We start from the raw sequence: 13078 nt of genomic DNA, 5'->3' as shown, positions 1-13078 counted from the left end.
AGCCCACCAGTCTACGTGTGCCGGGAGGAGTCCTTCGCCCGCTCCTTCGGGCCGCGGCGCACGGATCCGGGCGCGGCCCAGTCCGCCCGCTTGCGGGCCCGCTTCTTCGCGGCCTCGGAGGACTCCAGCTGGTACGGCACCGAGGTCACCATCACGCCGGGTGTGAACAGCAGCCGGCCCTTGAGCCGCAGCGCGCTCTGGTTGTGCAGCAGCTGCTCGTACCAGTGGCCGACCACGTATTCGGGGATGAACACGGACACCACGTCCCGCGGCGACTCCCTGCGCAGGTTCTTGACGTACTCGATGACCGGCCGCGTGACCTCGCGGTAGGGGGAGTCCAGCACCTTCAGGGGCACCTCGATGCCGCGCCGCTCCCATTCCTCGTGCAGCGCCCGGGTCTCCGCCGCGTCGACGTTGACGCTGAGCGCCTCGAGGCTGTCCGAGCGCATCAGCTTGGCGTAGGCGAGGGCCCGCAGGGTCGGGCGGTGGATCCTGGAAACCAGGACGACCGAGTGGACCCGGGAGGGGCGCACCATGTCGTCGCTCGGCTCCTCCGGTGCGGCGACCTCCTCGGCGACGCGGTCGTAGTGCCGGCGGATCAACGTCATCGTCACGAAGAAGACGCACATGCCGAGCAGCGCCACCCATGCTCCGTGGGTGAACTTGGAGACCAGCACGACGATCAGGACCACGCCGGTGAAGAAGGCGCCGAAGGTGTTGATGGCCCGGGAGCGGATCATGTGACGGCGCTTGGCCTGATCCTTCTCGGTGGTCAGCAGGCGGTTCCAGTGCCGGACCATGCCGATCTGGCTGAGCGTGAAGGACACGAACACGCCGACGATGTAGAGCTGGATCAGACGGGTGGTGCTGGCGCCGTACGCCCACACCAGCAGCGCGGCGGCGCCGGCGAGCAGCAGGATGCCGTTGGAGAAGGCGAGCCGGTCGCCGCGGGTGTGGAGCTGGCGGGGGAGGTAGCGGTCCTGGGCGAGGATCGAGCCGAGGAGCGGGAAGCCGTTGTAGGCGGTGTTCGCGGCGAGGAACAGCACCAGCGCGGTGGCGGCGGCAAGGAGGAGGAACAGCAGGCTGCCGTGGCCGAAGACGGCTTCGGCCACCTGCGAGATCACCGGGTGCTGTACGTAGTCCGGACCGAGCGGTACGCCGTTGTCGAAGAGATCGGTGGCCGGGTTCTCGGCCATGCGCACCCGGGTGGCGCCGGCCAGGGCGATGATGCCGCAGAACATGGTGACGGCGAGCAGGCCCATCAGCGCGAGCGTGGTCGCCGCGTTCTTGGACTTGGGCTTGCGGAAGGCCGGGACACCGTTGGAGATCGCCTCGACGCCGGTGAGCGCGGCACAGCCGGAGGAGAAGGCGCGCAGCAGGAGGAAGAACAGGGCGAAGCCCGCCAGGCCGGGGTGTTCGGGTTTGATCTCGAAGTCCGCGGTCGGGGCCCGCATCTCGTCGCCGAGCACCAGGCCGCGGAACGCGCCCCACGCGATCATGGTGAAGACGCCGGTGACGAAGATGTACGTCGGGATGGCGAAGAGAGTGCCCGATTCCCGCACGCCGCGCAGGTTCATCAGCGTCAGCAGCACGATCACGGCGATGGCGCAGGCCACCTTGTTCTCGACGACGAACGGGATCGCCGAGCCCAGGTTCTCCACACCGGCGGAGATCGACACGGCGACGGTGAGGACGTAGTCGACCAGCAGGGCACTCGCGACGGTCCGGCCGGCCCTGGGGCCGAGGTTGGTGGTCACCACTTCGTAGCCGCCGCCACCGTTGGGGTAGGCGTGCACGTTCTGCCGGTAGGAGGCGACCACGGTGAACATCAGCACGACGACCGCCACGGCGATCCAGGGGCTGAAGTGGTACGCCGACAGGCCCGCGATGGACAGGACCAGCAGCACCTCGCCGGGGGCGTAGGCCACGGAGGACAGCGGGTCGGAGGCGAAGACGGGCAGTGCGACGCGCTTCGGCAGAAGCGTTTCCCCGAGCCGGTCGCTGCGGAGTGCGCGCCCGATGAGGATGCGTTTGGGCACGTCGGTCAGTTTGGACACAAGAGTGGATCGTAGGCCGTCGGCCAGGGGGTGACCCACTCGCCACCCCAATCCATACGGCGTCCATACGGCCTCGGCCCACCGGGTGAATTCGCCGGGGACCGGGGTGCGGATTCCGCAGGTCGCGGGAGTTCCATGCCTATATGACTAGCCCGGCCGCAGGCGCCGCTCCTCGTGGAGGTCCCATGCACACGACCGCAGAACTGATCGGCGCCGCGGCGGCGCTCGTCGTCCTCGGCGTCCTCACCGTGGCGAGCGTGCGCAGCTTCACACGCCGCTGACCGCGTCGCCGGCGTCTTCGGACGCGGGCCCGGCGGCTCCGGCGAGCAGTGCCCCGGGTCCGATGGCGGCCACCCGCGTCGAGGGGACCGTGCAGGCGTACGCGCCGGCCACCGCCCCGAGGCGGGCGCAGCGCGGGGGCGGTTCGCCGTGGAGCATGCCGTACAGGAACGCGGCCGCGAAGGCGTCGCCGGCGCCGTTGGAGTCCACCGGGGGTGCCGGGGGTTCGGCCGCGGGGACGTGGGTCAGCCTGCCGTCGGCGAGGAGGAACGCTCCGTCGGCGCCCGCGGTGGCGACGACGGTCCGGGCCCGGCCCCGTGCGGTGATCCGGCGCATGGTGGCCTCCGGGTCGGTCAGGGCGGCGGCGGAGAGGAACACGAGGTCGGCGGCGTGGGCGAAGGCCTCGTGGTAGGGGTTGGCGCCGTCCCAGTCGTGCAGGTCGGTGGAGATCGTCACGCCCGTCTCCCGCAGCAGGGGGAGGGCGTCCGCGCAGGGCTGGGTGATGACCACGTGGGCGTGGCGGCTGACCGAGGCGAGGTCGCGCACGGTCCGCTCGGGCAGCCGGTCGCCGTCCGCCCAGCGGGTCGCGTCGTACAGGGAGAGCCGCCGGCCGTCGGGGCCGACCAGGTTGACGGCGCGCTTGGTGCCGCGCGGCTGCGGCAGGGCGGTGAGCGCGATGCCGTGGTCCCGGTGCAGGGCCCGGACGAGGTCGCCCTCGTGGTCGTCGCCGATCAGGTCGAGGTGGTGGGTGCGCAGGCCGAGGGTGCTGGTGCCGAGGGCGACGAAGTCGCCGCTCTGCCCCGCGCGGGTGACGATTCCCGGCTGGATCATGTGGCTGTCGGCGAGCGGCACGGGCAGTTCGGGCACGTGCACGACGGTGTCCACTCCGGCGCCGCCCAGTACGAGGACGTCGATCTGTGTGGTCATGGCTGCTTCTCCCCTTGCCCCGAACCTCGGAGGTTCGCCGGCGGTGTCGGTTGCGTCGGACCGGGCACGCGGACGCGGCGGCCGGACCCCGGAGGGCGTCAGGACCGCGGTCCCCCGGCATGATGTTGCCTGGCGGCCCGGTCTCCGGCGCCGCGACGTCCTGCCTGGCGAGCCGAAAGAGAGACATGAGCACGAAGGTCATGAAGGTCCGAGGGCCTTCAGGAAGCGCGGTGTGACGCGATGCATATTGTCATCATGGGCTGCGGAAGGGTGGGTTCCGCCCTGGCCCAGACCCTGGAGGAACAGGGCCACACGGTCGCCGTGATCGACCAGGACCCCACCGCCTTCCGCCGGCTGGGCTCCTCGTTCGGCGGGCGCCGGGTCACCGGTGTCGGCTTCGACCAGGACACCCTGCGTGAGGCGGGCATCGAGGACGCGGGCGCCTTCGCCGCCGTCTCCAGCGGCGACAACTCCAACATCATCGCCGCACGGGTGGCCCGCGAGATGTTCGGCATCGAGAACGTCGCCGCCCGCATCTACGACCCCCGCTCTACGACCCCCGCCGTGCGGAGGTCTACCAGCGCCTCGGCATCCCCACGGTGGCGACCGTGCGCTGGACGGCCGACCAGATGCTGCGCCGGCTGCTGCCCTCGGGCGCCGAGCCGTTGTGGCGCGATCCCACCGGTGGTGTCCAGCTCGCCGAGGTGCACACCTCCACGGCCTGGGTGGGCCACCGGATCAGCAGACTGCAGGACCAGACCGGTGTGCGGGTGGCGTTCCTGACCCGGCTCGGCGAGGCCATACTGCCCAGCTCGCAGACGGTGCTTCAGGAGGGGGACCTGGTGCACGTGATGATGCGCACCGACGAGATCGACCGGGTCGAGGCGGCGTTCGCCAAGGGACCCGACGAGGAGGGCGGTCACTGATGAGGGTCGCCATTGCCGGAGCCGGCGCGGTCGGCCGCTCGATCGCGGGCGAGCTGCTGGAGAACGGCCACGAGATCCTGCTGATCGACAAGGCGCCGACCGCCATCTCGGTCGAGCGGGTCCCGATGGCGGAGTGGCTGCTCGCCGACGCGTGCGAGATCACGTCACTGGACGAGGCGGCGCTCCAGCGCTGCAACGTCGTCATCGCCGCGACGGGCGACGACAAGGTCAACCTGGTCGTCGCCCTGCTGGCCAAGACGGAGTACGGCGTGCCGCGGGTCGTCGCCCGGGTGAACAACCCGAAGAACGAGTGGCTGTTCAACGAGTCCTGGGGCGTGGACGTCGCCGTCTCCACCCCGCGCCTGATGTCGGCCCTGGTGGAGGAGGCGGTCAGCGTCGGCGACCTGGTCCGGCTGCTGCGCTTCAGCCACGGCGACGCCAACCTGGTCGAACTGACCCTGCCGGAGGAGTCGGCGCTGGCCGGCACCCAGGTCGGGGACGTCCAGTGGCCGCAGGACACCTCGCTGGTCACCATCATCCGCGGCACCCGCGTGCTGACGCCGACGCGGGAGGACTCCCTGGAGGCCGGCGACGAACTCCTCTTCGTGGCCGCGCAGGCCCGCGAGGAGCAGCTGGAGGACCTGCTGTCGGTCCGCAAGGAGTCGTAGGACCGCGGCGGGAACGACGACGGGGGGCGCCCGGATCACTCCGGGCGCCCCCCGTCGTCGTACGGGCCGGGACTCGCGTCGTCACACGGGCCGGGACTCGCGTCCTCGTCCGGGCCGGGACCCGCGTCCCGTACGGGCTAGGACTCGCGGCGGTGGCGGCCGGCCGTGGCCGCCCCGCCGTCGCCCTGCGCGGCGGCGGCCTTCCGCTCCTCCTCCGCGCGCTCCTCCGCCTCCATCTCGGCGAAGACGTCGATCGGCGGCGGCGCCTTCGCGAGGAAGACCCAGGTCAGGTAGACCGCGAGCAGGAACGGCGGGATCTTCAGCGCGACCAGCACCCAGCCCAGCTGGGTCGTGTCCGCCCACCAGTAGAGCGGGAAGAGGATCGCGCTCTTGCCCAGCAGGATCAGTCCCCAGGCCCAGCTGGCCTTGGTGTAGGCCTTCTTCCGTCCGGGGTTGCGGGTCCGCCAGGACAGGTTCTCCCGGAAGACCGGGCCCAGCATCAGGCCGATCAGCGGGACGCCCGCCATCGCCGTCACGATGTACGCCAGGGCCAGGCCCAGCGTGTAGAGCATGCCCGGCAGGTAGAAGTCCTTGGCGTTGCCGGTCATCATCGCGAAGACCACACCGAAGGCCACACCGAAGACGCCACTGAAGGCGTGCTTGACGGTGTCCTTCCGGGCCAGCCGGACCACGACCATCGCCAGCGCCACGGCGAGCGCCGCGATCGCCGACATGTGCAGGTCCTTGTTGACCGTGTAGATGCTGACGAAGAGGAGTCCGGGCAGCACCGTCTCGACCATGCCCCGCACCCCGCCGAACGCCTCGAACAGGGCGGCCTCCGTCACCGCCCGGGCGTCGTCCGCGGATGTGTCTTCGGTTGTCGGCTTGTCGAGCGACGTCACCGGCTACTCCCGTCCGAGGGGTCTCAGTTCGTATTTCGGGTTGAACAGCACCCGGCGGCCCCGGCTCATCGAGATCCGGCCCGATGCGATCAGCTTGCGTCCCGGCTCGATCCCGACGATGGAGCGCCGTCCGAGCCACACCACGTCCAGCGCGGCGGTGCCGTCGAACAGCTCGGCCTCCAGGGCCGGTACTCCCGCGCGCGGCCGCAGCGTGACCGTGCGCAAGGTACCAGTAACCGTAACGATCTGCCGGTCCTGGCAGTCACCTATCCGCGTGCAGCCGGCGGTCTCGGCGTCCTCGCGCAGCTCCTCGGACTCCAGGTCCTCCTGGGACGAGGAGAGCCGGTCGAGCATGCGCCGGAACCGGCCTGCCGGCTTCTCGGAACGAGGAACAGCACTCATATCTGAAGCGTACCGGGGTGCACTGACGGTTACGTACCCCCTGCCGCCCCGGCCCGAACCGGCCGCTGCCGGCCGCCGGCGCGGGGCCGCCGCCGGGCCTCACTTCTCGAAGCGGTACCCCATGCCGGGCTCGGTGATGAGGTGCCGGGGGTGCGACGGATCCGCCTCCAGTTTCCGCCGCAGCTGCGCCATGTACACGCGGAGGTAGTTGGTCTCCTTGCCGTACGACGGGCCCCACACCTCCCGCAGCAGCTGCTTCTGCGCCACCAGCCGCCCGCCGGCCCGCACCAGCACCTCCAGCAGATGCCATTCGGTGGGCGTCAGCCGTACGTCCCTGCCGTCACGGTTGACCTTCTTGGCGGCCAGGTCGACGGTGAACCCGGCGGTCTCCACCACCGCGTCCCCCCCGTCGGCGGGCTCGGCGCGGCGCACGGCGGCCCGCAGCCGGGCGAGGAGTTCGTCCATGCCGAAGGGCTTGGTGACGTAGTCGTCGGCGCCCGCGTCGAGGGCCTGGACCTTCTCGTCGGAGGCGTGCCGGGCGGACAGCACCAGGACCGGCACCCGGCTCCAGCCGCGCAGCTGACGGATCACCTCGACGCCGTCCATGTCGGGCAGCCCCAGGTCGAGGACGACCACGTCGGGGTGGTGCGCGGCGGCCGCGCGGAGGGCGGCGGCGCCGTCGTGGGCGGAGTCGACCTCGTAGGAGCGTGCCTTGAGGTTGATCACCAGGGCGCGCACGATGGCCGGGTCGTCGTCGACCACCAGTACACGGGTCATGAGGGCCGCCTTTCCGGTTCTGCCGCTGCGGGTGGGGCGCTCGGCCCGTCCGGCACGGGTGCGCGGCGCGTTCCCGCGGCGCGCAGGGTGAGTGTCATGGTGAGACCGCCGCCGGGTGTGTCCTCTGCGTTCAGCGTGCCGCCCATGGCCTCGGCGAAGCCCCGGGCGACGGCGAGGCCGAGGCCGACACCGGCTCCGCGCGGGGCGTCGCCGTGCCGCTGGAAGGGTTCGAAGATGCGGTCCTTGGCCTCGTCGGGGACACCGGGGCCGCGGTCGACGACCCGCACCTCGACCCGGTCGGCGAGGGCGCTGGCCGCGACCAGGACGGGCAGGCCCGCGGGGCTGTACTTGACGGCGTTCTCGATCACGTTGGCCATCGCCCGCTCCAGCAGCCCGGGGTCGACCGCGACCATGGGCAGGGCCTCGGGGATGTCCAGGGCGACACCGGCCCCGGGCACCCCGCCGAGCGCCCTCGGCACCACCTCGTCGAGGTCGATCCCGCGGATCAGGGGGGTGACCGTGCCGGTGCGCAGCCGGGACATGTCGAGCAGGTTGCCGACCAGGTGGTCCAGGCGGTCGGCGCCGTCCTCGATGCCCTCCAGCAGTTCGGCGCGGTCCGCGGGCGACCACTCGACGTCCGCGGAGCGCAGCGAGGTGACGGCCGCCTTGATCCCGGCGAGCGGGGTGCGCAGGTCGTGGCTGACGGCGGCCAGCAGGGCGGTGCGGATGCGGTTGCCCTCGGCCAGGGCGAGGGCCCGGTCGGCCTGCTCGCGCAGCCGGCGGCGGTCCAGGACGACGGCGGCCTGCGCCGCGAAGGCACCCAGGACCCTGCGGTCCTCGGCGGGCGGCACCCTGCCGGTGAGCGCCAGCGCCATGTGGTCGCCGACCGGCACCTCCACGTCCGCGTCCTCGGGCCGTTCGACGGGCCGTCCGCGGCCCGCGTGGCCCGCGCAGGTCCACGGTTCGACGTCGCCCGCGCGTTCGAGGAGCGCGGCCGACTCCATGCCGAAGGTCTCCCGCACCCTCTCCAGCAGGTCCTCCAGGCCGGTCTCGCCGCGCAGCACGTTGCCGGCGAGGAAGGAGAGGATCTCCGACTCGGCGCGCAGCCGGGCCGCCTGGTGGGTGCGCCGGGCCGCGAGATCGACCACGGACGCCACCGACGCGCCGACCCCGACGAAGATCACGATGGCGATGATGTTCCTCGGGTCGGCGACGCTCCAGGTGTGCAGGGGCGGGGTGTGGAAGTAGTTGAGCAGCAGGGAGCCGGCCGCCGCGGAGGCGAGCGCCGGCCACAGACCGCCGAGCAGGGCGGCCGCCACCGTCAGGGTCAGGAACAGCAGCATGTCGTTGGCGAGCCCCAGGTCCACGGCGATGAGCAGCGCCGCGAGCGCCGCCGGTCCGCCCACGCCGACCGCCCAGCCCCAGGCCCGCCGGGAGCGTCCGAGCCGCGCGCCCCGGGCGCCGGGGAGGCCGCGGCCCTTGGCGACCTCCCCGTGGGTGACGATGTGCACGTCCAGGTCGGGCCCCGAGTCCCGGGCGACGGTCGCGCCGACGCCGGGGCCGAAGACGTACTGCCAGGTTCTGCGGCGGGAGGAGCCGAGGACGATCTGGGTGGCGTTGGCGCCGCGCGCGAAGGCGAGCAGCGCGGCCGGAATGTCGTCGCCGACGACGTGGTGGAAGCTGCCGCCGAGGTCCTCGGCGAGGGTGCGCTGCTCGGCGAGTTCCTTGGGGGAGGCGGCGGTCAGGCCGTCGCTGCGCGAGATGTACACGGCGAGCAGTTCGCCGCCGGCGCCCTTCTCCGCCAGCCGTGCGGCCCGCCGGATCAGGGTGCGGCCCTCGGGGCCGCCGGTCAGGCCGACCACGATCCGCTCGCGCGAGCCCCAGATCGCGGAGACCTGGTGCTCGCTGCGGTAGCGCTGGAGATGGGCGTCGACCCGGTCGGCCACCCACAGCAGGGCCAGTTCCCTGAGCGCGGTGAGGTTGCCGGGGCGGAAGTAGTTCGACAGGGCGGCGTCGACCTCGTCCGGCTGGTGGATGTTGCCGTGCGCCATGCGGCGGCGCAGCGCCTCGGGGGTCATGTCGACCAGTTCGACCTGGTCCGCCCGCCGCACCACCTCGTCCGGTACGGTCTCCGGCTCCCGCACTCCGGTGATCGACTCCACGACGTCGCCGAGTGATTCCAGGTGCTGGATGTTGACGGTGGAGAGCACGTCGATCCCGGCGGCCAGCAGTTCCTCCACGTCCTGCCAGCGCTTGGCGTTGCGGGAGCCGGGGGCGTTGGTGTGGGCGAGCTCGTCGACCAGGGCCACCCGGGGGCGGCGGGCCAGGACGGCGTCGAGGTCCATCTCGGCGACGACCGTCCCGCGGTGCCGTCTCTCCGCGTACGGGATCTGTTCCAGGCCCTCCAGCAGGGCCTCGGTGCGGGGCCGGCCGTGGGGCTGGGCGAAGGCGATGACGCAGTCGGTCCCTCGCTCCGCGCGCCGGTGTGCCTCGGCGAGCATCGCGTAGGTCTTGCCGACACCCGGCGCCGCACCGAGGTGGATCCGAAGCCTGCCGCGTCCCATACGGCCATTGTCCCGTCCCCGAACGGCCGTCCGAACGCCGGGCCCGCACCGGGGCCCGGCGGCACGGTCCCGGACCGGTGCGGTGCGGTGCGGTGCGGTGTCAGTGTTCGGTGATCTCGCCGTCGCGGAGTTCCAGGACGCGGTCGGCGAGGTCGAGCAGGGTGGCGTCGTGGGTGGCGACGAGGGCGGTGACGTGCTCGCTGCGGACGACCGCGCGGAGCAGTTCCATGACGGCGTGCCCGGTCTCGGCGTCGAGCTGGCCGGTCGGCTCGTCGGCGATGAGGAGGGAGGGGCTGTTGGCGAGGGCGCGGGCGATGGCGACCCGCTGCTGCTGGCCGCCGGACAGTTCACCGGGCCGCTGCGCGGCGTGGTCGGCGAGGCCGACGAGGGACAGCAGCAGTTCGACGCGCTCCTCGCGCTCGCGCGGGTCGGCCCGGCGCAGCCGCAGCGGGACGCCGACGTTCTCGGCGGCGGTGAGGATCGGGATGAGGCCGAAGGACTGGAAGACGAAGCCGACGTGGTCGCGGCGCAGCGCGAGCAGCCCGTTCTCGTCGAGCCCGGCGAGGTCGCTGCCGTCGATGTGGACCCGGCCGCGGTCGGGGGTGTCGAGGCCGCCGACGATGTTCAGCAGGGTCGTCTTGCCCGATCCGGAACGCCCCTTGAGGGCGACGAGTTCGCCCCGCGGGACCTCGAAGGAGACGCCCCGCAGCGCGTGGACGGCGGCGGCTCCGGTGCCGTACGACTTGTGCACGTCCTCGACGCGCACCATCGTCTCGGTGACCACCTGACTCATCGGCTGCCCTCCCCCGTGGACCGGACGCCAAGTATCGCTGCCCGGCGCCCGCCCGATCAACGGCGGCGCCGGACCGTCCGGGCGGGCGGCGGAGGGCCGCGCCGTTCGCCCCCGCGGTCCGTGTACGCGCGAAAGGGCCGCGTCCCTCCCGGGACGCGGCCCCGTGAAGCGCCGACCGCGCCCCGGCGACAGCCGTCTAGCGGACCTCGGTGATCTCCGGTCCGCGCTGGAGCTGGCCCATGCCGCCGGCGAAGCGGGAGCCGCCCTCCTCCTGCTGCACGTTCTCGGGGACCATCTGGGCGTCGTTCGGCAGCTTGAGGACGATCGGGTCGCGCGGGGCCATCGGGCCCTCACCGCGGACCACGACCGTGTCCCGGAAGATCTGCTCGAGCAGTCCGGCGGCCTGCGGCTGCACCGCGCCCTGACCCGAGATCACCCCGCGCAGGAACCAGCGGGGGCCGTCCACACCGACGAACCGCACGACCTGGTAGCCGCCGGTGCCGTCCGGCAGCTGCACCGGCACCTGGGCGCGCAGTTCCCAGCCCAGCGGACCCTCGACCTCGTCGATGATGCCGCCCTGCTGGGTGATGCCGGAGGCGATCTCCTCGCGCACCTCGCCCCAGATGCCCTCACGCTTGGGTGCGGCGAAGGCCTGCAGCTGGATGGCGCTGTCCCGCAGTACGACCGTGGCCGCGACGATCGCGTCGCCCGCGACCTCCACCCGCAGCTCCATGCCGTCGACGCCGGGCACGAACAGCCCGCCCAGGTCGACCCGGCCCTCGGCGGGTTCACGGATCTCGGTGCTGTCCCAGGGTCCGTCGGGCCGCGGCGCGGGCTCGAGCCTCAGCCGCTCGGCCTCCGCACCGTCCGCCTCAGCGTCGACACCGTCGACGACCTGCTCGGCCTCGCCGGCCGCACCGTCGGCGGCATCCTTCTTCTTGCGACGTCCGAACACGTCACTGTCCTTCCCGGTCGGATACGACCGAAGCGTATCGATTCCCACCCGCTGTACCGCCCACGGCGGCCTGAACGCTTGTGCCGCTCTTACCTTCTTCTTCCACCGCGGCATGGCCGCCGGTGGACCCGAAGCCCCCCTCGGCCCGGGCCGAGGGGGGAAGCTCCGCGACCGACACGAAGCGGACCCTCTCGACCTGCTGGACGACCAGTTGGGCAATCCGGTCGAAGCGCTCGAACCGCACGGACTCGCGCGGGTCGAGATTCACCACGATCACCTTGATCTCCCCACGGTACCCGGCATCAACCGTCCCCGGGGCATTCACCAGGGCGACGCCGCAGCGGGCGGCCAGACCGGATCGCGGGTGCACGAAGGCCGCGTACCCCTCAGGCAGCGCCACAGACACCCCCGTCGGCAGCACGGCCCGTTCCCCGGGAGCCAGTTCGCAGGCCTCGGTGGTCCGCAGATCGGCCCCGGCGTCGCCCGGGTGCTCGTACGCCGGAAGCGGTACGTCGGGGTCGACGCGCCGGAGCAGTACCTCGAGGGCTCCGCCGCCGGGCTCGCTCACGGGTTGACCTCGAAGGCACGCGCGCGGCGGACCTGGTCGGGGTCGCTCATGGCGGCCTGGATCTCCTCCTCGCGGCCGTGGTCGATGAAGTGGTCGACCTTGACCTCGATGAACAGGGCGTCGGCGCGGACCGCGACGGGTCCCTCCGGGCCGCCGATGCGCCCGGTGGCGGTGCAGTAGATCTTCCGGCCGGCCACCGCGGTGACCTCCGCCTCCAGGTACAGCACGGTGTCGACCGGCACGGGCCGGACGAAGTCCGTCTCCAGCCTGCCGGTGACCGCGATGGTGCGCAGCAGCCAGTTGAGGGAGCCGAGCGCCTCGTCGAGGGCGGTGGCGAGCACCCCGCCGTGCGCGAGTCCCGGGGCGCCCTGGTGGGCGGCCTGCACGGTGAACTCGGCGGTGATCGTCACGCCTTCGCCGGCGCGGGCCTGGAGGTGCAGCCCGTGGGGCTGTTCGTCACCACAGCCGAAGCACTGGCCGTAGTGGGCGCCGAGGAGTTCGCCGGGTGCGGGGGCGTCGGGGTGGCGCACCGGTTTCGAGGCGTCGGCGGGGGGCTGAAGGGCTGCGGAAGTACCACTCACAGGCGCAGACCTTACCCGCCCGTACCGCACCCGCGACCGGCCCGCCCGGCGGCGCCCCGCCCCCGGCCGCCCCTGATGGCGGCCGTGTCCCGCCACCGTGCCAAGCTTGGTTCCATGCAGCTCTCCGCCGCCCCGTACGAAGAACGCCTCACCGCCCCCCGCTCCTGGTGGCTGCTCTGCATCCTGGCGGGGGTCTCCATGGCGCTGATCCTGCTGCCGTTCGGCACGCTGCCGATGCTCGGCGGTCTGGCCGCCGGCACCGCCGCCGCGGCCGTGGTGGCGAGCTCGTACGGCTCGGTGCGCATCCGGGTCGTGGGCGGTCATCTGATCGCGGGCGAGGCGAAGATCCCGGTGTCGGCTCTCGGCGAGGCGGAGGTCCTCGACGCGGAGGAGGCCCGCGCCTGGCGTGGCCACAAGGCCGACCCGCGCTGCTTCATGCTGCTCCGTGCGTACATTCCGGGCGCGCTGCGCGTGGACGTCACCGACCCGGACGACCCGACCCCCTACGTCTTCCTGTCCACTCGTGAGCCCGAGCGGCTGGCGCAGGCGCTGCGGGCGGCGAAGGACGCGGCGGACGCCGCGTAGCGCCTGTCCGGCGGAGCGTGCCGGGGGCTGTGGGGGGCGCGTCGCCCTTTCCCACGGACAGCTGGGGTCCAGGGGCGTGCCGGCCCCGCGGTCG

The 13078-nt window shown here is 72.6% G+C and carries 12 protein-coding genes and 1 pseudogene; 3 read left to right on the top strand and 10 right to left on the bottom strand.

Going from position 1 to position 13078, the window contains the following annotated elements; genetic code table 11:
• Positions 1 to 11: 11 nt before the first annotated feature.
• Together IE172_RS13555 and IE172_RS13550 are read right to left on the bottom strand one after the other, a co-directional pair.
• Positions 12 to 2057 (bottom strand): APC family permease, encoded by a 2046-nt coding sequence (locus IE172_RS13555; protein ID WP_190097448.1) that lies wholly within the window; start codon positions 2055 to 2057, stop codon positions 12 to 14.
• A 267-nt stretch (positions 2058 to 2324) separates the two neighbouring features.
• Positions 2325 to 3263 carry a PfkB family carbohydrate kinase gene (locus tag IE172_RS13550; protein WP_190097447.1) on the bottom strand — a complete coding sequence of 313 codons (939 nt, stop codon included), beginning with the start codon at positions 3261 to 3263 and terminating at the stop codon, positions 2325 to 2327.
• A gap of 240 nt (positions 3264 to 3503) precedes the next feature.
• Here IE172_RS13550 and IE172_RS13545 point away from each other — a divergent pair.
• Together IE172_RS13545 and IE172_RS13540 are read left to right on the top strand one after the other, a co-directional pair.
• Positions 3504 to 4189: pseudogene (locus IE172_RS13545) on the top strand (potassium channel family protein).
• Positions 4189 to 4857, top strand: coding sequence for a potassium channel family protein (locus IE172_RS13540; protein WP_190097446.1), 669 nt, complete (start codon positions 4189 to 4191; stop codon positions 4855 to 4857). The pseudogene IE172_RS13545 and the gene IE172_RS13540 overlap by 1 nt, the downstream one beginning before the upstream one ends.
• 137 nt (positions 4858 to 4994) lie before the next feature.
• Here IE172_RS13540 and IE172_RS13535 read toward each other — a convergent pair whose 3' ends face one another.
• The 8 genes from IE172_RS13535 to IE172_RS13500 form a co-directional block, all read right to left on the bottom strand.
• Complete coding sequence (locus tag IE172_RS13535; protein WP_190097445.1) at positions 4995 to 5759, bottom strand: DUF3159 domain-containing protein; 765 nt, start codon at positions 5757 to 5759, stop codon at positions 4995 to 4997.
• A 3-nt stretch (positions 5760 to 5762) separates the two neighbouring features.
• Entirely contained in the window at positions 5763 to 6161 is a 399-nt protein-coding gene (locus IE172_RS13530) for an OB-fold nucleic acid binding domain-containing protein (RefSeq protein WP_190097444.1), read from the bottom strand.
• A gap of 99 nt (positions 6162 to 6260) precedes the next feature.
• Positions 6261 to 6938, bottom strand: a complete 678-nt coding sequence (locus tag IE172_RS13525) for a response regulator (protein WP_190097443.1) — start codon at positions 6936 to 6938, stop codon at positions 6261 to 6263.
• On the bottom strand, positions 6935 to 9502 hold the full coding sequence (locus IE172_RS13520) for a DUF4118 domain-containing protein (RefSeq protein WP_190097442.1): 2568 nt from the start codon (positions 9500 to 9502) through the stop codon (positions 6935 to 6937). Before IE172_RS13520 ends, IE172_RS13525 begins: the two co-directional genes overlap by 4 nt.
• Positions 9503 to 9602: 100 nt before the next feature.
• The gene (locus IE172_RS13515) at positions 9603 to 10295 is read right to left on the bottom strand and encodes an ABC transporter ATP-binding protein (protein ID WP_190097441.1); all 693 of its coding nucleotides are present in this window, start codon (positions 10293 to 10295) and stop codon (positions 9603 to 9605) included.
• Between the two features lie 196 nt (positions 10296 to 10491).
• Positions 10492 to 11250, bottom strand: a complete 759-nt coding sequence (locus IE172_RS13510; RefSeq protein ID WP_190097440.1) for a DUF3710 domain-containing protein — start codon at positions 11248 to 11250, stop codon at positions 10492 to 10494.
• Between the two features lies 1 nt (position 11251).
• Positions 11252 to 11818, bottom strand: coding sequence for a dUTP diphosphatase (dut, locus tag IE172_RS13505; RefSeq protein WP_190097439.1), 567 nt, complete (start codon positions 11816 to 11818; stop codon positions 11252 to 11254).
• Entirely contained in the window at positions 11815 to 12399 is a 585-nt protein-coding gene (locus IE172_RS13500; protein ID WP_190097438.1) for a PaaI family thioesterase, read from the bottom strand. Before IE172_RS13500 ends, dut begins: the two co-directional genes overlap by 4 nt.
• 114 nt (positions 12400 to 12513) lie before the next feature.
• Here IE172_RS13500 and IE172_RS13495 point away from each other — a divergent pair, with 114 nt between their 5' ends.
• On the top strand, positions 12514 to 12984 hold the full coding sequence (locus IE172_RS13495; protein ID WP_190097437.1) for a DUF3093 domain-containing protein: 471 nt from the start codon (positions 12514 to 12516) through the stop codon (positions 12982 to 12984).
• Positions 12985 to 13078 lie beyond the last annotated feature (94 nt).

Source organism: Streptomyces griseoflavus, from assembly GCF_014649995.1.
Classification (GTDB): domain Bacteria; phylum Actinomycetota; class Actinomycetes; order Streptomycetales; family Streptomycetaceae; genus Streptomyces; species Streptomyces griseoflavus.
This window is presented reverse-complemented; position numbering and strand designations above follow the sequence as displayed.

Excerpts from the sequence above, each read along its gene's own strand:
- IE172_RS13515 (WP_190097441.1), bottom strand. The coding sequence starts at position 10,295 with ATGAGTCAGGTGGTCACCGAGACGATGGTGCGCGTCGAGGACGTGCAC.
- IE172_RS13520 (WP_190097442.1), bottom strand. The coding sequence starts at position 9,502 with ATGGGACGCGGCAGGCTTCGGATCCACCTCGGTGCGGCGCCGGGTGTC.
- IE172_RS13550 (WP_190097447.1), bottom strand. The coding sequence starts at position 3,263 with ATGACCACACAGATCGACGTCCTCGTACTGGGCGGCGCCGGAGTGGAC.
- IE172_RS13495 (WP_190097437.1), top strand. The coding sequence starts at position 12,514 with ATGCAGCTCTCCGCCGCCCCGTACGAAGAACGCCTCACCGCCCCCCGC.
- IE172_RS13525 (WP_190097443.1), bottom strand. The coding sequence starts at position 6,938 with ATGACCCGTGTACTGGTGGTCGACGACGACCCGGCCATCGTGCGCGCC.
- IE172_RS13540 (WP_190097446.1), top strand. The coding sequence starts at position 4,189 with ATGAGGGTCGCCATTGCCGGAGCCGGCGCGGTCGGCCGCTCGATCGCG.
- IE172_RS13530 (WP_190097444.1), bottom strand. The coding sequence starts at position 6,161 with ATGAGTGCTGTTCCTCGTTCCGAGAAGCCGGCAGGCCGGTTCCGGCGC.